The organism is Duganella dendranthematis (genome assembly GCF_012849375.1).
In the GTDB taxonomy this organism is placed as follows: domain Bacteria; phylum Pseudomonadota; class Gammaproteobacteria; order Burkholderiales; family Burkholderiaceae_D; genus Rugamonas; species Rugamonas dendranthematis.
The window spans coordinates 5,706,478-5,726,422 of record NZ_CP051684.1 but is presented as its reverse complement, the minus strand read 5'-3'; the positions used below and the strand labels follow the sequence as shown (position 1 = coordinate 5,726,422).

Annotated in this window: 19 protein-coding genes; 10 read left to right on the top strand and 9 right to left on the bottom strand. The window is 61.8% G+C overall.

Annotated elements, in window-relative coordinates:
• The first annotated feature begins 4 nt into the window (after positions 1-4).
• Genes HH213_RS26215 through HH213_RS26190 form a run of 6 tightly spaced genes read left to right on the top strand, consistent with a single transcriptional unit; the run spans position 5 to position 4,632 of the window.
• A complete protein-coding gene (locus tag HH213_RS26215; protein WP_169114216.1) occupies positions 5-1,177 on the top strand; it encodes a PepSY-associated TM helix domain-containing protein in 1,173 nt (390 codons plus the stop codon).
• Positions 1,174-1,356 (top strand): hypothetical protein, encoded by a 183-nt coding sequence (locus HH213_RS26210; RefSeq protein WP_110847972.1) that lies wholly within the window; start codon positions 1,174-1,176, stop codon positions 1,354-1,356. The genes HH213_RS26215 and HH213_RS26210 overlap by 4 nt, the downstream gene beginning before the upstream one ends.
• A 51-nt stretch (positions 1,357-1,407) precedes the next feature.
• Complete coding sequence (locus HH213_RS26205; protein WP_169114215.1) at positions 1,408-2,349, top strand: phosphate acetyltransferase; 942 nt, start codon at positions 1,408-1,410, stop codon at positions 2,347-2,349.
• 4 nt (positions 2,350-2,353) lie between these two features.
• Complete coding sequence (locus tag HH213_RS26200; protein ID WP_169114214.1) at positions 2,354-3,550, top strand: acetate/propionate family kinase; 1,197 nt, start codon at positions 2,354-2,356, stop codon at positions 3,548-3,550.
• Entirely contained in the window at positions 3,547-4,323 is a 777-nt protein-coding gene (gene fabI, locus HH213_RS26195; protein ID WP_110847969.1) for an enoyl-ACP reductase FabI, read from the top strand. Before HH213_RS26200 ends, fabI begins: the two co-directional genes overlap by 4 nt.
• Positions 4,324-4,335: 12 nt before the next feature.
• Positions 4,336-4,632 (top strand): RNA-binding protein, encoded by a 297-nt coding sequence (locus HH213_RS26190; RefSeq protein WP_169114213.1) that lies wholly within the window; start codon positions 4,336-4,338, stop codon positions 4,630-4,632.
• Here HH213_RS26190 and HH213_RS30610 read toward each other — a convergent pair.
• Positions 4,629-6,290, bottom strand: coding sequence for an FAD-dependent oxidoreductase (locus tag HH213_RS30610; protein WP_169114212.1), 1,662 nt, complete (start codon positions 6,288-6,290; stop codon positions 4,629-4,631). The genes HH213_RS26190 and HH213_RS30610 overlap by 4 nt on opposite strands.
• Positions 6,291-6,396: 106 nt before the next feature.
• Between HH213_RS30610 and HH213_RS26180 the strand changes: the two genes are divergently transcribed.
• On the top strand, positions 6,397-7,026 hold the full coding sequence (locus HH213_RS26180; RefSeq protein WP_169114211.1) for a 3-keto-disaccharide hydrolase: 630 nt from the start codon (positions 6,397-6,399) through the stop codon (positions 7,024-7,026).
• 476 nt (positions 7,027-7,502) lie between these two features.
• Here the strand turns inward: HH213_RS26180 and HH213_RS26175 are convergent, their stop codons facing one another.
• Positions 7,503-10,583 (bottom strand): di-heme oxidoredictase family protein, encoded by a 3,081-nt coding sequence (locus HH213_RS26175; protein WP_229263170.1) that lies wholly within the window; start codon positions 10,581-10,583, stop codon positions 7,503-7,505.
• Positions 10,584-11,095: 512 nt separating this feature from the next.
• Here HH213_RS26175 and HH213_RS26170 point away from each other — a divergent pair.
• Positions 11,096-11,569, top strand: coding sequence for a hypothetical protein (locus HH213_RS26170; RefSeq protein ID WP_146235944.1), 474 nt, complete (start codon positions 11,096-11,098; stop codon positions 11,567-11,569).
• Between the two features lie 28 nt (positions 11,570-11,597).
• Positions 11,598-12,851 (top strand): type III secretion system effector protein, encoded by a 1,254-nt coding sequence (locus tag HH213_RS26165; protein WP_169114209.1) that lies wholly within the window; start codon positions 11,598-11,600, stop codon positions 12,849-12,851.
• A 10-nt stretch (positions 12,852-12,861) separates the two neighbouring features.
• Here HH213_RS26165 and HH213_RS26160 read toward each other — a convergent pair whose 3' ends face one another.
• A complete protein-coding gene (locus HH213_RS26160) occupies positions 12,862-14,832 on the bottom strand; it encodes a peptidase U32 family protein (RefSeq protein ID WP_169114208.1) in 1,971 nt (656 codons plus the stop codon).
• A 40-nt stretch (positions 14,833-14,872) separates the two neighbouring features.
• Entirely contained in the window at positions 14,873-15,097 is a 225-nt protein-coding gene (locus HH213_RS26155) for a hypothetical protein (protein WP_169114207.1), read from the bottom strand.
• On the opposite strand from HH213_RS26155, the gene HH213_RS26150 reads away from it, so the two are divergent.
• Complete coding sequence (locus tag HH213_RS26150; protein ID WP_169114206.1) at positions 15,096-16,094, top strand: LacI family DNA-binding transcriptional regulator; 999 nt, start codon at positions 15,096-15,098, stop codon at positions 16,092-16,094. The genes HH213_RS26155 and HH213_RS26150 overlap by 2 nt on opposite strands.
• Here the strand turns inward: HH213_RS26150 and HH213_RS26145 are convergent.
• Genes HH213_RS26145 through HH213_RS26125 form a run of 5 tightly spaced genes read right to left on the bottom strand, consistent with a single transcriptional unit; the run spans position 16,084 to position 19,870 of the window.
• On the bottom strand, positions 16,084-16,869 hold the full coding sequence (locus tag HH213_RS26145; RefSeq protein ID WP_169114205.1) for a transporter substrate-binding domain-containing protein: 786 nt from the start codon (positions 16,867-16,869) through the stop codon (positions 16,084-16,086). The genes HH213_RS26150 and HH213_RS26145 overlap by 11 nt on opposite strands.
• A gap of 11 nt (positions 16,870-16,880) precedes the next feature.
• Positions 16,881-17,807 carry an isoaspartyl peptidase/L-asparaginase gene (locus tag HH213_RS26140; protein WP_169114204.1) on the bottom strand — a complete coding sequence of 309 codons (927 nt, stop codon included), beginning with the start codon at positions 17,805-17,807 and terminating at the stop codon, positions 16,881-16,883.
• Positions 17,807-18,538, bottom strand: a complete 732-nt coding sequence (locus HH213_RS26135; RefSeq protein ID WP_169114203.1) for an amino acid ABC transporter ATP-binding protein — start codon at positions 18,536-18,538, stop codon at positions 17,807-17,809. The genes HH213_RS26140 and HH213_RS26135 overlap by 1 nt, the downstream gene beginning before the upstream one ends.
• A gap of 1 nt (position 18,539) precedes the next feature.
• Positions 18,540-19,211 carry an amino acid ABC transporter permease gene (locus HH213_RS26130; RefSeq protein ID WP_110847956.1) on the bottom strand — a complete coding sequence of 224 codons (672 nt, stop codon included), beginning with the start codon at positions 19,209-19,211 and terminating at the stop codon, positions 18,540-18,542.
• Positions 19,211-19,870, bottom strand: coding sequence for an amino acid ABC transporter permease (locus HH213_RS26125; RefSeq protein ID WP_169114202.1), 660 nt, complete (start codon positions 19,868-19,870; stop codon positions 19,211-19,213). The genes HH213_RS26130 and HH213_RS26125 overlap by 1 nt, the downstream gene beginning before the upstream one ends.
• Positions 19,871-19,945: the final 75 nt, after the last annotated feature.

Sequence of the window (19,945 nt, the reverse complement as noted above, 5' to 3'; positions counted from 1 at the left end):
CAAAATGACACCGATCGCCGTCCGCCGCTGGGCATGGATACACAAATGGAGCAGTCTGGTCTGCACCGTGTTCATGCTGCTGCTCTGCCTAACCGGCCTGCCGCTGATTTATCACCACGAAATCGATCACGCACTGGGCAACGCCATCGAAGCGCCGACGATGCCGGCCAGTACACCCAAGGCAAGCCTCGACGACGTGATCGCCGCCGGCAAGGCGCTGTATCCGAACAAGATCGCCATGTATCTGTCGCAGGAGCCGGACGATGCCAGCATCTGGTTCCTGACCATGGGCGACAATCCCACCGACGAGAAATTCAAATCCATCGCGATTGACGCGCGCACCGCCAAAGTGCTGGGTGAGCCGAGTTTTGAGGGCAGTTTCCTGGGCGTGATGTTCCATTTGCATGTCGACCTGTACGCCGGCCTGTGGGGCAAGCTGTTCCTCGGTTTCATGGGACTGCTGCTGGTGATCGCCATCATTTCCGGCGTTGTGCTGTATGCGCCGTTCATGCGCAAGCTGGAGTTTGGCGAAGTGCGACGGCAGCGGGGTCCGCGCGTCAAATGGCTGGACCTGCACAATATGCTGGGCATCGTCACGCTGACCTGGGCGCTGGTGGTGGGCGCTACCGGCATGATCAATACCTGGGCCGACCTGTTGCTGAAGTACTGGCAAGTGACCGAAATGGCCGAGATGATCGCGCCGTACAAAGGCACGCCAGCGCCGACCCAATTGGGCTCGATGCAAAAATCGCTGGAACATGCGGTGGCGGCGGAACCGGGGATGAAGATCGGCTTCGTGGCATTTCCCGGCACGCCGTTCACCAGCCCTCACCATTACGGCATCTTCATGCGCGGCGACGAGGCGTTGACCTCTCGCCTGTACAAGCCGGTGCTGATCGATGCGCAGACCACCGAAATTACCGACCGCCGCAACCTGCCGTGGTATCTCACCGGCCTGCTGATTTCGCAGCCGTTGCACTTCGGCGATTACGGCGGCGCGTGGATGCAGTTCCTGTGGGCGGCGCTGGATGTGATTACCATCTTCGTGCTGGGTAGCGGGCTGTATCTGTGGCTGAAGCGCGGCGCGCCGGCGCCGGCCCGTGCAAGCAGTCCCGCCGCACCTGTGCGCCGTGAAGAGGATGCACCTGTCCTGGCGACGGAAGGGGAGGCGCAATGAGTAGCCCGTTCATGCGCATGTGGGGTGCGCCGATTATACTGGCCGCGCTGACTATTATTGGCCTGATCTCGGCGCTGGTGGGCGACGGTGTCTGGGATCACGTCTCCGCTGTAGCGCTGGGTGTGCCGGTACTGTTATGCCTTTGGTTTGGTTTGCGGCGTCGCACAAAAAGCGATTGATTTATTGGCATCTGTTGTATCATTCCCGTGCTGCCTTACAGAGGAGATCGCATGGAAAGACCGCACCCGCACTACGACAGATTAATCGCTGCAGCGCGGCACGCCGGCCCGGCTACCGTTGCTGTCGCCCATCCCTGCGACCGCAATGCGCTGGAAGGCGCGCTCGATGCTGCCCGCCTGGGATTGATCAAACCCATACTCGTCGGCCCTATTGCCCGCATCCGCGAAGTGGCCGATGCCGCCGGGCTGGATATTTCTGACTGGCCCATTGTCGACACCGAACATAGTCATGCATCTGCCGCGCGCGCGGTACAACTGGTGCACGAAGGCCAGGCCACCGCGCTGATGAAGGGCAGCCTGCATACCGATGAATTGATGGGCGCCGTGGTGGCCACCGCCACCGGCCTGCGGACCGAGCGCCGCCTCAGTCACTGCTTCGTGATGGACGTGCCGAATCGCGCCGAGCCGCTGATTATTACCGACGCCGCCGTCAACATCGTTCCCACACTGGCCGACAAGGTCGACATCGTGCAGAACGCCATCGACCTGGCGCATGTGCTGCGCTTTAATCCCGTCAAGGTCGCCATTCTGGCTGCCGTGGAGACGGTCAGCTCCAAGATGCCGTCCACTATCGACGCGGCAGCGCTGTGCAAGATGGCTGACCGTGGCCAGATCACCGGCGCGCTGGTGGACGGTCCGCTGGCGATGGACAACGCCATCGATCCGGAAGCGGCGGCGATCAAGCATCTGGTGTCGCCGGTCGCCGGCCAGGCCAATGTGCTGGTGGCGCCGGACCTGGAAGCGGGCAATATGCTGGCCAAGAGCCTGACCTTTATGGCCGGCGCCAGCGCGGCCGGCATCGTTCTCGGCGCGCGCGTACCGGTGATACTCACCAGCCGTGCAGATAGTGTGCAGGCACGGTTGGCATCGTGTGCGGTGGCTGTACTGGTCGCGCACAGCAAACTGTCTGGTGCACGTATTCTGGGGAGCTGACGCCATGCTGGCCAACGATAGCGTCATCGTCATTAACGCTGGTTCTTCCAGCATCAAGTTCTCGATGTACAGCGGACCCGCGCTGGACCTGACCATGCGCGGCAAGATCGAGAACCTGTACAGCGGCGTGGCCCGTTTCATCGCACAGGATGCGGACAACGCCGTAGTGGGAGAACGCCACTGGCGCGACGGCCCGCTGGATCACGAAGGCGGCATGCGTTTCCTGATCGACTTCGCGCAAACGCATCTGGACGGGCATCGGGTGGTGGCGGTTGGCCACCGCATCGTGCATGGCGGTGTGGCGCACAGCAAGCCAGTCGTGCTGACCGCAGCGCTGGTCGATGAGCTGGAAAAGCTGATGCCGCTGGCGCCGCTGCATCTGCCGCATAACCTGGCACCGGTGCGCTCGGTGCTGGCGATGGCGCCGCATGTGCCGCAGATCGGCTGCTTCGATACCGCATTCCACGTCGGCCAGCCGGTCGAGGCGCAGGAGTTTGCGCTGCCGGCGAATATCACGGAGCTGGGCGTGCGCCGCTACGGCTTCCATGGACTCTCTTACGAATACATCGCCAGTGTGCTGCCGCAAGCGGATGCCGGCCTGGCGCGTGCGCGCGTGGTGGCGGCGCATCTGGGCAACGGCGCCAGCATGTGCGCCATGGACGCGGGCCGCAGCATGGCCAGCACCATGGGCTTCACCGCCGTTGATGGCCTGCCGATGGGTACCCGCTGCGGTGCGCTCGATCCGGGCGTGGTGCTGTATCTGATGCAGGAGTTGGGCATGGATGTGGCGGCGGTGCAGAAGCTGATGTACCAGCAATCCGGCCTTCTGGGCGTGTCCGGCATTTCGTCGGACATGCGCACGCTGGAGCAGAGCGATGATCCGCGCGCCAAAGCGGCGATTGCGTTGATGGTGTACCGCATCGGTCGCGAACTGGGTTCGCTGGCGGCGGCGCTGGGCGGTATCGATGCGCTGGTCTTCTCCGGCGGTATCGGCGAAAACAGCGTGTCCTTGCGCGCTGCGGTCTGCCACGACGCGGCCTGGCTCGGCGTGCAGCTGGACGAGGCGGCGAACGTCAACGTCAGTGGCGGCGGCATCGTCCGGATCAGCAAGGTGGATAGTAAAGTCGCCGTCTGGGTAGTGCCGGCCAACGAAGAATTGATGATCGCGCGCCATGCGCTGGAAGTAGTGGAGGCGGCATGAGTACAGAAACTGTCTATCCGATCCTGACCGGCAAGCGCGCGCTGGTGGTTGGCGTGGCCAACGAACAGTCGATCGCCTGGGGCTGCGCGTTGGCCTTCCGCAAGCTGGGAGCCGACGTCGTGCTCACGTATCTGAACGAGAAGGCGCTGCCGCACGTGGCGCCGCTGGCGCAGCAGATCGACGCGCAGCTGCTGCCGCTCGATGTCACCCAGCCAGGGCAGCTGGAAGCGGTATTCGCCACGCTGGCGCAGCAGGGCAAACTGGATATCGTGGTCCACTCCATCGCCTTCGCGCCGAAAGCGGATTTGCAGGGCGGTTTGCTGGACTGCTCGCTGGAGGGCTTCCTGCAGGCGATGGATGTGTCGTGCCACTCGTTCGTGCGCATGGCCAAACTGGCCGCACCCTTGATGTCCGACGGCGGCACGCTGTTCGCCATGAGCTACCACGGCGCGGAGAAAGTGGTCCCCAACTACAACGTCATGGGGCCGGTGAAGGCAGCACTGGAAGCGGCTTGCCGCTATCTGGCTTACGAACTAGGGCCGCGTGGCATTCGTGTGCACGCCATCTCGCCGGGGCCGTTGCAAACGCGCGCCGCATCGGGCCTGAAGGACTTCGACCATTTGCTGACAGACGCCGTGGCGCGCGCGCCATTGGGAGAACTGGTGGACATCGTCGATGTCGGCAACACCTGCGCCTATCTGGCGTCGCCGTTTGCGAAGCGGCTCACCGGCAGCACAGTCTATGTAGACGGCGGCCTGAATATCATCGCTTGAGAGGAACACACCATGCAAGTCATCTTATCCGGATTGCATTGTGACGCGTGTGAAGACAGCGTCACGGAAGGGCTGAAGCCATTTTTCCACGTGAAGAACGTGAACATGATCCGAGAGGGATTGGAGGACAATCCCTGGGCCCTGATCGAGGTACATGACTCGTATGAACACGTGTGGAACGTCTGTAACCAGCTGCGTGGCGTTTTCCATCGCGGGAAAAAGCTGCACTTTTATATTCCACTACACCAAGAAGACGTGTTTTACGACTTTCACGAGTTGGCGCCGCATCAGCGCATCAATATTCTTTAAGGCCGGTCAGCCAGAAAACCGTGGATCTGTGAGACCACGGCGGCGCCTTCGCCCACCCCCGCCGCTACGCGCTTGGTCGAACGTGCCCGCACATCGCCAATGGCGAATACACCCGGCACACTGGTCTCCAACGCGGCCCGTTCACTGCTTGGCGCACCCGGCACGTCGGAGCCTGTCAAAATAAAGCCTTTGTCGTCGACCTGTACACCGCAGTCGCCGAGCCAGCCGGTGTTCGGCTCGGCGCCGATGAACAGGAATACGTGCCTGATGTTGTAGACCGCTTCTTCTTTGCTGCGATGGTTGCGGACTTCCACCTTTTCCAGGCCTTCCTCGTCGCAGCCTTCCAGCGCGACGATTTCCGATTGCGTATGTAGCTCGATGTTCGGTGTGGCCGCAATGCGGTCGATCAGGTAGCTGGACATGGTATCCGTCAGGCTGTCCCTGCGGATTAACATATGCACCTTGGATGCGTGGCTGGCGAGATACACGGCCGCCTGTCCGGCCGAATTGCCGCCGCCGACCAGGATCACTTCATCGTCGGCGCACAGGCCAGCTTCCAGCGGCGACGCCCAGTAATAAACGCCTTTGCCTTCAAACTGTTTGAGATTGGCCAGCGACGGGCGGCGATAGCGCGCACCGCACGACAGCACCACGGCACGGCCTTGCAGGTGCGTCAGGCTGCCGCACATTTCCACTTGCAGCGGATAGGTGTCGCACAGCAGGCGGCCCGCCGGCGCAGGAATCGCCATCTTGACGCCGAATTTTTGCGACTGCACGAAGGCGCGGCCAGCCAACGCGGCGCCCGATATGCCGGTCGGGAAGCCGAGGTAGTTTTCGATGCGCGCGCTGGCGGCGGCCTGGCCGCCGTAGGCGCGGGTTTCCAGCACCAGCACCGACAGTCCTTCGGAGGCCGCATACACGGCGGTGGCCAGGCCTGCGGGTCCGGCGCCGACTACGATCACGTCCCAGACATCATCTGGGCTCAGCGGGGGAAGGGTGCCGAGGCAGCGCCCCAGGTCCACCACCGTTGGATTCTTCCTGACGCCGCCATCCGGACACACCGCCAGCGGCCAGTCGCCGGCTTCCGGCTGATAACGTTCTACCAGCGCGCGCGCCTGCGCATCGCTGCGCGGGTCCAGCACGCGATGCGGCAGGCCGTTACTGTTCAGCCATCCCTGCAAGGCGTGCATGCGTGGGTGGCCGGGTGGGGCCACCAGCACCACGCCGCCGTCCTTGTTGTCCAACTGTTCGACGCGGCGCAGGATGAAGGCGCGGACAATGCGTTCGCCCAGCTCCGCCTCCGCGATGAGCAGCGAACGCAGTGCTTCGGTGGTCAGGGCCAGCACTTCGACATCGCCGACGGCGTGGCCGTTGACCAGCGACGGTGCGCCGGCCAGCTGGCTGATTTCGCCGGCAAATTCGCCGACGCCATGCTCGGTGATGACCGAGCTGTTACCCAGGCCATCGTAACGGCCGATGCGAATCGCGCCTTTCAGCACCACATACATGCCAAAGCTGCTATGGCCTGCCTCGAACAGGCGTTCGCCGTCGCGGAAGCACATCAGCGCGCCGAAGCGCTGGATGCGCTTGATCTCGGCGGGCGCCAGTTTCGGCAGCGCCTGCGCGCTGCGGCTCTTGAAAGTGTCGTAGATCGTCATGCTGCTAGTCTAACGCCAATCGGCCGCGCACAACTACATTCTAAAGTGAGACTTTTGGCAGATCGTGGTTCGCATATACTGTACAAAAATTCATAAAGGAGACGGTGTGCGTAAATTAGTAAGTGCTGCGATATTGACGTTGGCCGCCCATGGCGCCGGCGCGGTCGATCTGTTTAATGGCCGCGATTTCAACGGCTGGGAGCTGCAAACCACGCCATCGGCCATGGTCGCCGATGTTTTTCGCGTGCTGCCGGAAGGCGTGATCGCTTCGACAGGCAAGCCGTCCGGCTTCCTTGCCACCACCGAAAACTACCGCAACTACGCGCTGCACGTGGAATGGCGCTGGACCGGCAAACCGGGGAATGGCGGCGTGCTGCTGCACATTAGCCCCGGCACGTTTGATCGCGTATGGCCCGTCAGTTTGCAGGTGCAGACCAAGAACGGCAACGCCGGTGACCTGTTGCCGATGGCGGCCGGCAGCTTTGCCGAGCCGCTGACCAGCAAGCCCGGTGCAGAAACCCGCATCAAGGCGCGCACGGCGGCCGACAGCGAAAAACCGGTCGGGGAATGGAATGCCTGCGACATCGTCAGCCGCGACGGCACGGTGGAGGTGACGGTGAATGGCGTGCTACAGAATCGCGTGACGAATGTGTCTCCGTCATCCGGCAGGATCGGCTTCCAATTGGAAGGCACGCCGTACGAGTTGCGCCGGGTGGTGCTGAAGCAGCTGGATTGAGATATCGCCAGGGCGGCGCTTAGTCGCCGCCTCCGCAGCCGGTGCTGGTATGTCCCAGGTCGCTGCCGCAATACGTTTCGGCGCTGCTACTGCCGTCAACCACTTGCGCAGCTTGTCGAACAAGCCTGGCGGCAAGCTGAACTCGCGGATATGCTGCTCGCGGCGGGCGCGGCGCGCATGGAGGAAATCTAGCCAGAGGATGGCGGATACGCCGACCAAGATGATATAGGGAATGGACTCGGGACCGTTCACACTGACACCTCGTTGACAGTCTCGGTGATGGCGATTCTAAACCGGTGCTCCGCTGCAATAACTGGTGTTGATCAAATTGCGTTCATCGTCTTGGCTGTTTTCGCAGGCGTGATTGCGACCATTGCTTCGGCGCGGCCACCGTCAGTAACGTCTTCAACGCCGCGCAATAAAAAAATGCCGGGCACTTCACAGTGCCCGGCATCAAAAGAACAACTAAGGATAACTTACAGCGACTTCAGGAACGCCAGCAGTGCATCGCGATCCGCTGCGGTCAGGTTTTCAAAGCGTTGACGCGATTTGGTCGCTTCGCCGCCGTGCCACATGATCGCTTCGGTCAGGTTACGTGCGCGGCCGTCGTGCAGGTAGCCAGCTTTGCCTGCGGAACCCATCACGGTGTCCGAGTAGCCGATACCCCACAGCGGCGAAGTACGCCACATATTGCCTTTGGCCTGGCCTTCCACAAACTTGTCCGCCAGACCGTCGCCCATGTCGTGCAGCAGCAGGTCGGTGTACGGTTTGATGTTCTGGTTGCGCAGTTCTGCAAACAGGCTGCCGCTGCCGGTCTTCTGATCAACCGTGTGGCAAGCGGCACAACGCATACCCTGGAATACCGTATTGCCCTTGGCGATCTTGGCCGGATCAACATCCAGATCCTTCAGCGGCGACACGCCTTTCGGGAAGCCGCTGGAGATCGCACGTTGGGCAGGTACCGCCACCAGCGACAGGTACTGGGTGATCAGCGTCAGTTCCGCTTCGCTCACGCCCTTTTGCGCCGCCGCCGATTTGCAGCCGGCAGGATCGGTCAGGCAGCTACGGTTAGGATACAGCGGCGAGGTCACCGACATATCCTGTACCAGTGCAGCCGCAGCCTGGTGACGCAGGGTCGCCTTGGCAGCCTTCCAGCCGAAGCGGCCCAGACGCACCGCGCCGGTTTCCGGATCGAACACGTAATTGGCGCTACCTTTTACGCCGTCTTCATCCGCCGAGGTGCGCACCTTGGCCAGGATGTCGGCTTCCGGAATGGCTTCCAGCAGGCCAACGCCCAGCATTGGTTGGGCCTGACGCAGCGAGACGGTGTCCGGCGTCGCGCTTTCGAAGGCCAGCACTGGCTTGCGCAGTTCGACCGAGGTGCCGTCGGCCAGCTTGGCGATGCTGGAAACGAAGTTGGCGACACGCACGCCCAGGCCCCAGTTCTGCGGCGCACCGGTCGACGACACGGCGTTCATCTGCACCGCGGTACCATATTGCGGATGCGGGGTTTGATTGCCGTTGGCGTCGGTCACCGCCACACGCACGGTCATGTTGTCCAGACGCTGGTTGACCGCGATCGGCGCCGGGCTGCGGCCGTTGTTGACGTGGCAGCCGATACAGGCAGCCTGGCCATAACGCTGGCCTTGCAGGCCGACGGCAGGATCGTAACGGTCATTGCCTGGCTCGTTGTGCATACCGGTGGTGAAGTTGGTGTGCACCAGACGGCGGCCTTCCACGAAGCGCTGCATATTCTGCATGCCGACGTTGTTCTGCGGCTGCTGGAACATGTGGTCGCCATTGTCGGCGTAGTCATACGACACCGAACCGGTACCGCCTTGCAGGTACTGGTCTGGAATCGGCGTCGAATTCAGGCGTGGCTGGATGCCATACCATGGACGCAGGCCTTGGCCGACTACATAGGTCCACTCGTTGGCGTAGTAGCGGAAGCCGCCGTTGTCGCCCTTGGCCTTCATCGCGGCCTCGACCGCGAACATCGATGGACCGGCTTCGATCACGTCGCCGATTTTCAGCGCGCGCGCATCGACGGCGGTGCCGTCCGGAAAACCGGCCGCGTTCAGGTTGTTGTGGCGTGGATACTCCTTGATCAACAGCGTGCAGCCGTTATTGATGCCGTTGGCCGAGTTGAGCTTGAAGTTGGCCGGGTAAGCGACCGGATCGCAAGGCTGGTTGTTGTCCTGAACGATTTCGCGGCCGACCATCCAGCCGTAGCCGGTGCTGCCCGGATCGTCGAAGCGGCGGAAGAACACCGTGTTGCCGCGCAGGCCCTGGGTCTGGTGGTACTCGTTGAAGATCAGGGTCGGCTTGGTGACACCGGCCACGCGGCTGTTGTCGATCATCTCCAGGCCCCAGGTACGGTTCTTGAAGTAGTTCGCCACGAAGATCAGGTAAGCGCCCGGACCCTTGTCCTGCGGCAGGCCGGTGACTGGATCGACGGTGTCGTTCGGGCCGTAGCCAATTTCGTTCCAGTCCTCGCCGCGCTCGCGGCCGTGACGGCCAACGCCACGCGCGCCCCAGCGGGTGACGATGGTGCCGTCAGCCAGGGTGAACTGGGTCGATTCCAGCGGCTGGGCGTAGCTTGGCAACGGAATCAGGCCTGCGCCGCTGGTTGGGAACGGAATGGCCGAGGTGGTCGTGCCGGCCGCCAGGCTGTTGTCGCTGCCAGGAGTCTTGAACTCGACTTCAAACAGCGAGTAACCGTACTGGGTGGCGCGCTGCACGCCTTGCAGCTGGACGTAGCGGGCATTGACGCCGAGGTTGAAAAACTCCTCGGTGCCGCCCTGGCCGTTGGTGACGGTGCGGATGATGTTCCAGGTCTGGCCGTCGTCCGATACCGCCAGGTTGTACTGCTTCCCGTAGGCGTTTTCCCAGGTCAGCTTCAGGTAGCCTATTTGCGTCTTGGTACCGAAGTCGAATTGCAGCCAGGCGCCATTGTCGGCGGCGCTGCTCCAGCGGGTGTTCAGCTTGCCATCGACCGCCAGGTCGGCGGTGTTGCCGCCTTCCACTGCCGACGAGGTCACTTTAACCGGCTTGATCGACACGCCAGGCTTGGTGACGTCGACTGGCTGTTGCGGCGTGGTGGTTGGATCGTCCGGCACGGTGCCGGTACCGGTGTCGGTGCTGCCGCCCGAGTAGGCGACGATCTCGAAGATCGAATAGCCGTAGCCGGTTGAGCGCTTGATACCCAGCATGCGCAGATAGCGGCCCTGGCCGTTCAAGCCAGTCAGGTCCTCGACGCCGCCGGTGCTGCCGGTGACGTGTTTCAGCGTGGTCCAGTTGGAATTGTCGTCCGACACCTGCAGTTCATATTCGGTGGCGTGGGCGTTTTCCCAGTTGATGTGGACGCGGTTGATGGTCTGGCTCTGGCCGTAGTCCAGCGTTAGCCATTCGTTGTCGCTGAAGCCGCTGCCCCAGCGGGTGCCGTCGTTGGTATCGATCGCCGCAGCTGCGCTCAGGTCGCCGCGTTCCGACGAACTGGCGGTGGCGCCCACCGGTGTTAGCGCTACCTCTGCAACCGCAGCTTTCATCATGCTCATGGTGCGGGCATTGGGTGCGGTCGTGCTGTCACTGCTGCCGCCACATGCAGCAAGTGCCAAACTCAGCGCGATTGGTAGCGCTGTCTTTGAAAAAGTGTGAAAGCTTTCCAAAGATAGCTTTCTATGTGGCAAGTTTGTCATAAATATCCCCTGGCTTTCGGCTGAAATGGAAAGATTGCCAACGGCACATCGCCGTAGCGACGCGCATTCTGCAACAAAAAAAGTTTTCGCTGCGCACGGATGATTCAAGTACTTGAATCCGATAATTGCCGCATAGCAACAGCCGTGAAGATAGCTTTCGTCCTGTTGACTGTCAAGCCATTTGGACAACCGTACAACAAAATCTTTAGAGGTATATCGATAGAGTGACTGTCACCAGGCGAAGACATGAAAGCCTTTCAATCAGCAATAGAAACATGAAGATACACAAAGATATGTTGATATACATGAAACTGTTTGATGTTGTATTTTGGAGCATGTAGTATTAATAACACTGACCATATGGGTTCTATATGAAGAAAATTCTATTTTCGTTGCTTGCCCTGAACTTGGTATGTTCTGCCGCCGGCCAAGATATTCCCGTTTCTGCAGATGCCGCGTTTATTCCCAAAAACCTGGCTTATATCACGCATATTGACGACGCCATTTTGCAGAAAATTGGCTGCAAATATGCAATTACCGAGTCCGCTACAGCTTCTCAATTGCTGACTTTACTCAGTGCTGCACGAAGCGTGCCGCCAGGCGGATCGGCCGCGCAACCGCGATTCGAAGTCAGAAATAAAATCGTTTTTCATTTCCAGGACAGAAATGATATTTCGGTGGAATTTAGTCAGAAATTCCTGAATCAGTCCTATCTGCATGCAAATTGGAATGCAGAGCCGATTCTGCTGCGCAACGAGGTTGTCGAAGAAGTCCGCGCGATGGTTAATCGCGGCGGCTTTGTGCAGTTGAATAAAAACGCTTCCGCATCTTGTGATGCTCTTTAATCTTATTAACTCCATTGAGGGATAAAGCATGCCAATCAACGGTGTATTCAGGACGATCGAAAACGGCAGCGGCGCAGATCTGGAAAAACTTCAAAGTGCACTGAGTTATGGCAGTCAAAATGCACAAGGGACGCAGTTAATCAGCGATGCGGCGTTGCAGCATGCGGATCTTGTCATCAATCATAGTGGCATCAATCAAACCTCGGTTGCTCCCGACGGGCAGATCACCATCAGCTGGGATCCCGATACGGCTATCGCAGTAACGGACGCAGCCGGCAATATCAGGAATTACGAGTCGCCGGCTTCTAATCTTTTCCACGAAATGTCCCATGCAGCCGATACCAACTTTGTGACCAATGCAAATACCGCAGATGCTCAATACGATACGGTAGCAGACCGGATCGCCGTTGAGAGGACCAATGCCGTCGTGGTTCCGCTGGGTGAAGAAGGACGCACCAATCACTCCGGCGGCCTGGTTCAAGTGAATAATCCAACTGAGCATACGGCCGGCGGCAAGTGGGTCGAAATTGGGTCGGATGGCCAGGAGAAATCGTCGACGCAGCCTGATGGCTTCAATGATGACTGGAACGGCGCAGATAGCGATCCGGAAGAACCCGGCGGCGGCGGCGACGCCGGCGGTGGAGGCGGTGGTGGCGGCTGTGTCAGTATTGACGCAATCCTGCCGGACGGGCGGCTAGCCGGCGATATCGCTGTCGGCGACGAAATGCAGCTGGCCGACCAGCAAACGCTGGAAGCGGGACGTGGCGTGGTCAGTTACTCCCAGATCAAGACTGCGGCGGGCTTCCGCATCACCACCGTCAGCGGCGTCAGCCTCAAATGCTCGGACAGCGCGCCTATACCAACGCCAGAGGGCTTGATGCTGGCGCCTGAGCTGCTTGGCAAACAGGTGGCGGTGCGGCAAGACGGCGCCCAAGGTTCGGTGCGGTGGGAGAAAGTCGTTGCGGTTGATGCGATCGGCGAGATTCAGGTGCAGCACATCACGGTCGGCGACAAGTGCTTCTGGGCCGGGGAAAAACCTGGGGCGTACATCCTGCACCACAACTTGAAAGACGAGGGCGGTGACGATCCCGACCCAGGCGATGACGACGACTACATGGTGGCGCAGCCCAACACGGCGGCGGTCAAGCCGGTGATCAAGGCGGCCGCGACGTCGGAGTCCAGCCATCCGTCAGCTGAAGCCGGCGCGCAGCATCACGCGCCGGTGGAGATTACGCTGGTTGGTCACCACGACGTGGCATTGCACCATGTCATGATTATGTGACCGGCCTGATTCAGGCGCGTGGGCGCTGGCGGTGAAAGGTGAGCGGGCTGTACGGAATGTTGGACGGTGGCGCCGACTTCAAAATGCCCGGCTTCATTGCGCCGACCACGTGCATTTCGCATGGTTTGCAGTCGAAACGCAGGGTGTAGGTCTCGTCGCCGCTGACCAGGGTCATCGGCTCGGCCTTGACCTGGCCCTGCACGCCTTGCACGCCCTTGGCCTGCTTGGGACACAGGTTGAACGAGAAGCGCAGGCAGTGCTTGGTGATCATCAGCGGCACTTCGCCGGCTTCCTCGTGCGACTCGTAGGCGGCGGCGATCAGCTGCACGCCGTGCTTGGTGTAGAAGGCGCGCGCTTTTTCGTTGTAGACATTGGCCAGGTAGCTCAGCTGGGTGTCCGGGTAGAGCGCCAGCGGTTCGGCGGCCGCCTTGCGCATCGGCCGGTCCCAGGCCGCCAGACGCACTGCCTCGTGGGCCGCGATGGCGTCGCGGCGCAGCGCGTTGATGACGGCCGACGGCACAAACCACGGCTGCGATAGCTTGAGCGTGACGCTGTCAGCACGGAACATGGTATTGCCCAGCTTGCCCAGGCTGGCGCGCAGGCCGGCGTCGGCCTGGTCGGCGTTTTGTGCCGGTTGCAGTGCCAGGGCGGCCTCAGTGCTGCTCAGGTAGCCATCCTCGTCGCACAGGTCCAAGCGCAGGCCGCCGCTCTGTTCGCTCAGCGTCAGGTGCAGGCCCACCTTGCGGTCGGCGGATTTCTTGTTCAGCGTCGATTCCCACTGGCGGTCGCCATTACGGTTGACCGACAGGCCGATGCGCAGGCCGGGCAGGGCGCTGATCGCCTCGTTCGGATAGACGCGCCACAGCTGGCCTTCCTCGTTATCGCCGATTTTCTTGGCGGTGTTGGCCTGGATGCCGAAGGTCTCGCGCTTGTGCATGTAGTTCAGGCCGTCACCGTTGGACATCGCCGCGTTGGTGACCATGTCGAAGTGATCGGTGGCCAGGCGGGTGATCGTGCCCAGCTCGACGCCGACGTATTTCGGGCTGTCGAAGGCGCCGATTTCATCCTGGCGGCCGTTGGCGAAGTAATCCGTGTGGCCGCGGTGGAAGTTCTTATCGATATCCGGCGTGAACAGGATGCTGGTGTCGCCGCTGGCGGCGCGCGTGAATTCGGTGCGGCGTTCCAGGATTTCGTCCAGCAGCAGGCGGTAGTGGGCGGTGATGTTCTTCACATAGCCCATGTCCTTGTAGCGGCCCTCGATCTTGAACGAGCGGATGCCGGCGTCGATCAGCGCTTCCAGATTGCGGCTCTGGTCGTTGTCCTTCATCGACAGCAGGTGTTTTTCGTAGGCCACGACGCGGCCCTTGTTGTCACTCAGCGTGTACGGCAGGCGGCAGGCTTGCGAGCAGTCGCCGCGATTGGCGCTGCGGCCGGTGTCGGCGTGCGAGATGTAGCACTGGCCGGAATAGGCCACGCACAGCGCGCCGTGGATGAAGTATTCCAGCGGGGTGTCGACGTCGGCATGGATTTTTTTAATCTGCTCAATCGTCAGTTCGCGCGCCAGCACCAGCTGCGAGAAACCGACGTCGCCGAGGAACTTGGCCTTCTCCATGGTGCGGATATCGCACTGGGTGCTGGCGTGCAGCTGGATCGGCGGCAGGTCCATTTCCAGCAGGCCCATGTCTTGCACGATCAGCGCATCGACACCGGCTTCGTACAGTTGCCAGATCTGCTTGCGGGCCGCGTCCAGCTCGGCGTCATGCAGGATCGTGTTGAGCGTGACGAAAATGCGCGAGCGGTAGCGGTGCGCAAACTCCACCAGACTGGAGATTTCCTCAATCGAATTGCTGGCGTTATGGCGCGCGCCGAACGCCGGGCCGCCGATGTAGACGGCGTCGGCGCCATGCAGGATCGCTTCACGGCCGATTTCGGCGGTCTTGGCGGGCGACAGCAGTTCAAGCTGGTGGGCTAGCAGAGTCATGATTTGATTCCTTACGGTGAAGGCGGGAATTATAGCGAAATCAAGGCCTTAAGTCAGCATTCATCACTTCGGCACCACATAATTGCTCGCCACGATTTATGCAATGTTGCTCCCAGTGCGGATAATTGCCCGTGCCGTAATATTTGCCGGTGTCGGTGTCGATGATCGGTACCCGGCCGCCCGAGCAGGTCGTTTCATTAAATAATATGCAATGGACGAGGCCGTAGTTCTCGGCAGGGGAACGGGTAGGTATAATCGCCGGCATGAACGACGCCCTGAAACCCGCTCCGGAACCGACGCTGTCCGATGTCGCTGCGCTGGCGGGCGTGTCGCGGGCGATCGCGTCGCGGGCCCTGTCGGCGCAGCCGCGGCCCGTATCCGCCGATAAGCGCGAACGCGTGCTGCGCGCGGCCGAGGCACTCGGTTTCCGGCCCAACTCACTGGCACGCGGACTGGCCAACAAGACCGTCAACCTGGTCGCCATCTTGGTCAACCACATCCACGACCTGTCGGACCTCGACCTGTTTGATTTGCTGCTGGCGGAGATCCAGGCCATCGGCAAACAGGTGATTTTCATCCGTGTGGGTGCCGGCCAGCACGCCGAATTGTTCTTGCGTGACGGCGTGGCCTATCACGTCGACGCGGCGCTGGTGTTTTCCGATTTTGCCGATGCCGCCACGGTACGCCGCATGTTCCGCAACAATGCGGTGCTGATGCTGAACGGCCATCACGATGCGGACGTGCCGTCGGTGACGATGGATGAAGATCAAGGCATTCGCGAATGCGTGGCCGATGCGGCGGGCAAGGGCGTGCGCAGCGCGCTGCTGCTGACCGGACGCACCATGTCGCTGGTGGAGCAGGCGCGCATCGCTTCCTACCGCGCGGCGCTGGCGCGGCACGGCGTCACACTACTGGGTGAATTGGCGGGAGATTATTCCTACGCCAGCGGACGGGCGCTAGCGCAACAGATCGATGTGGATGCCACCGGCGCGGTGTTCTGCACCTCCGATGCAATGGCGATGGGGGTGCTGGATGCGCATCGCCAGCATTTTCCGCAGCATGCGCCCACGCGCTTCCGGTTGTACGGTTTCGACAACATCTCGCTGACGCAGTTTGACGCCTACCCGATTTCCTCGATCGGTTTCGACCGGCGCGAATACGTGGCGCAGATTGTCCGCATCTTGAGCCAGCCGGCGGACCTGGCGCAGAACGGCGGCCAGGTGCTGGTCGCCACCCGCTTCGTCCCCCGGCTTACGGGGTAAGCACCGGCGGCACGGCTTTGCCGCCCCACCATTTCTTGTAGTTGGCCGCGTAGGCGCCGGACTTGATGTAGTCCGACACGAAAGCGTTCACAAACTTCAGCAGCGCCGGATCGCCCTTGGCCATGGCGATGCCGATCGGCGTATTGCCATACATCGTCGGCAGCGTCTCCAGCTGGTCGTTCTTGCTGGCCAGGTAGTCCAGCAGCGACGAATCCTCGATGCCGGCATCGGCGCGCTTTTGCTGCAGGAGCAGGACGCCGTCCGGCGCAAAATTGTCGGTGTAGATGAAGATCGCCTGCGGCGCCGACTGGCGCAGGAAGGTATCCGCCGTGGTGCCGCGGCCGACCACAACCCGCTTGCCGTTCAGGTCCGCCAGCGTCTTGATATGCACGCTCTTTTGCGCGATCACCCGCAGACCCGCCAGGTTGTAGGGAATGGAGAAGTCCACCACGCGCGCGCGTTGCTGTGTGATCGAGACGTTGGCCACCACCAGATCGAGCTGCTTCGACATCAGCATCGAAATGCGCGCATCGCTGGAGACGTCCGCGAAGCGCACCGGCACGCCGAGTTTCGCAGCCAGCTGCTTTGCCACATCGACGTCATAGCCTACCGGCTGATTGCTGGCGTCACGGAAGCCAACCGGCTCTCCACCCAGCGAAACACCGATGCGCACATAACCGCGCGCCTTGATTTCCTCGATGCGGCCGGCCAGCGCCGACGTCGCCGCCAGCACCAGTGCCACAGCGGCGGCAGTGCGTTTGTAACGATGCTGCATGCTCAACCCTTTCAAAGTTTGACGGCGGCGGCAACGCGCAACTCCGGCGCGGCCATGCGCTCGTCCCAATACCAATAACGTATTTCTTCGTCACAGCGGTAGTTGACGACCTGGTGATTGCCCTTGGCGTCGATGGCGTGGATCACCACACCGGCCAGGAAGCCGGTCTTCAATTCGGACAATTCTTCCACCGCCAGCTTGATGGCGTCGTCCAGTGTATAGCCAAGCCGCATTGCCAGCACGATGCTGCGCGACGTCGCGCAGCGCATGGTCATTTCGCCGGTGTGGGTACAGGCGGCGGCGCCATAGCGGCTGTCGGCGTAGAAGCCGGCGCCGGGAATCGGCGAGTCGCCGAGGCGGCCCGGATACTTCCAGGCCCAGCCAGAGGTCGAGGTGACCACGCCGATGTTGTCGCCGGCGTCCTGGCCCAGGAACACCGTGGTGTCGCGCACGCGTTCTGGATCGGTGATGGTGTTGCTGAGCGGCGCCAACGCGATATCGGGAAAGGCCGCCAGCTGCGCCGGCGACATCTCCTTTTGCAGCCGTTCCCACCAGACCCGTTTACTATCCGGGTGCAGCACGTCATCGACCGCGAAACCGCGTTCGGTGGCGAAGCGGCGCGCGCCGGCGCCGGTCAGCATCACGTGCGGCAGGTGCTTCATCACTTCGTGCGCCAGAGCGGAGACGGGCAGGGTGGCTGGCACCGCACCGACCGCGCCGACGTCGCGCGAGGTGCCGTCCATGACGCCGGCGTCGAACTCCATCTCGCCCAGCATATTCGGCCAGCCGCCGTAGCCGACGCTGCGTACCTTGGCTTCGCGTTCAACCTTGGCGATGCCGCTGACCATGGCGTCGATACTGGCGCCGCCTTGTTTCAGCAGGTCGACCGTGGTTTCAAAGCCGGGCCATGCCTCGGCGTTCGCAAGCAGCATTTTCATTATTTGCTCATTTTGGATAAGAATTGGGCGATGCGGGGCTGCGCCAGACCGCCATCCGCAGCGAAGAACTGCGCGGTTGGCAGGTCGGCCAGCAAACGGCCCTGATCGAGGAACACCACGCGGTTGGAGATCTGGCGCGCGAAGGCGATTTCGTGCGTGACGAACAGCATGGTGGTGCCGCCTGCCGCCAGCCTGGCCAGGATGTCCAACACTTCGGACGTCATTTCAGGATCCAGCGCGCTGGTGACTTCGTCCAGCAACAGATAGCGCGGTTTCATCGCCAGGGCGCGACAGATGCCTACGCGCTGACGCTGGCCGCCTGACAGCTGCGCCGGATATGCGTCCGCGCGGTCGGCCAAGCCAACGGAGGACAGCAGCTCGCGGCCCTCGTCTTCGGCCTGGCGACGTGGCACGTTCAGCACTTCAATCGGCGCCAGCGTAACATTCTGCAGCGCCGTCAGGTGCGGATACAGATTAAACAGCTGGAATACGGTGCCGGAGCAGCGCCGCGCCAGCTGCAACTGCTTCGGATCATCGACGCGATGGCCATCGACGGCAATCGTACCGCCGTCGAGCTTTTCAAGTCCGTTGATGCAACGGATCAGCGTCGATTTGCCGGAGCCGCTGGCGCCGAGGATGGACACCACTTCGCCCGGCGCGATGCGCAGGTGGACGCCATCGAGCACCGTGTTGGCGCCGAAGCGTTTGACCACGCCTTCGATATCTATCATGCTACAAACCCTTCCATTGACTATGCGCGCGCAAGCGCGTCTCGGCGCGGGCGCAGACCCTGGCGATCAGCCGGGCCATCAGGTAATACAGCACGCCGATCACGGTCCAGACGATGAAAGGCTTGAGCGTGCGCAGGTTCAGGATGGCGCCAGCCTTGGTCAGGTCGACCACGCCGATCACGGAAATCAGCGACGTCACCTGCAGCTGGTTGACCAGCAGCCCGGCCAGCGGGCCGAGGCCGAACGCCGCCGCCTGGGGCGCGACGATGCGGCGCAGTGTCTGCCAGCGGCTCAAGCCGAATACACGGGCCGTTTCCAGCTGGTCGCGCCCGACCGATTCGATGGCCGACACCGCAATCACATAAATGAAGGCCGCTGTATTGCCGGACAGTGTGATCAGCGCGGCCTGTACAGGCGTCAGATCTGTTTCCAACAGCACCGGCAAGCCGAAAAACACCAGGAACAACTGTACCAGTACAGGGGAATTCTTCAGCAGTTCGGCCAGCGCCGCGGCCAATGGCGCCAGCAGCGGCGTGCGGTAGTAGCGCAGCAGCGCCCAGCACAGCCCGATCAACAGGCCGATGGCGGTGGTGGCGGCGAACAGGGCGACGGAAACACCCAGTCCTTGCAGCAGCAACAGCAGATCATGCGGCGTGAAATCGGTGTAGCGCATCAGCCGTCATCCCGGTTCAAACGACGGTGCAGGGCGCCGGCCGACAGCGACACCAGCCAGGTCATCACGGCATACAGCAGCAGAAGCAGGACGTAGACTTCGAACGGCTGGAATGTATCGGCGGCAACGATCTTGGCGCTGCCGGTCAATTCATTCAGCGTGATCGCCGACAGGATGGATGAGGTCAGGATCAGGTTGACGAACACCGATCCCAACGGCCGCACGGAAGTGCGCAACGCGATCGGCAGCACGATGTGTCGGTAGATGGCGAAGCGCGACAGGCCGCTGACCTGGGCCGCCTCCAGCACGCCCGGTTCCACCGCCAGGATGCCGGAGCGAATCACGTCGGAAGTGAAGGCGCCGCCGGCCAGCGACAAGGCCAACACACCGGTGCCGAAGGCGCTCAACTCGACGCCGATTTCAGGCAGGCCGTAAAACAGGAAGAACAGCTGGACGATGAAAGGCACGTTGCGGAAGATGTCCACATAGATTTCCGCCACACGGCGGGCCAGCGGCGACGCAGCGGTGCGCATCAAGGCCGCCACGATGCCCAGCGTCAGACCGCCGGCCAGAGCCATCCCGCAGGCGAGGGCGGTCAGCCGCGCGCCGGCTGCCAGATCGCCAAAATATGGGACAAGGGTGGTCGGATCGAACGTCAAACAGGCTGCTCCCGCTAAAAGTGAAACCGGTTTCACTGCAATTTCGAACGAGTGTCACACAAACTGCGGTGAATT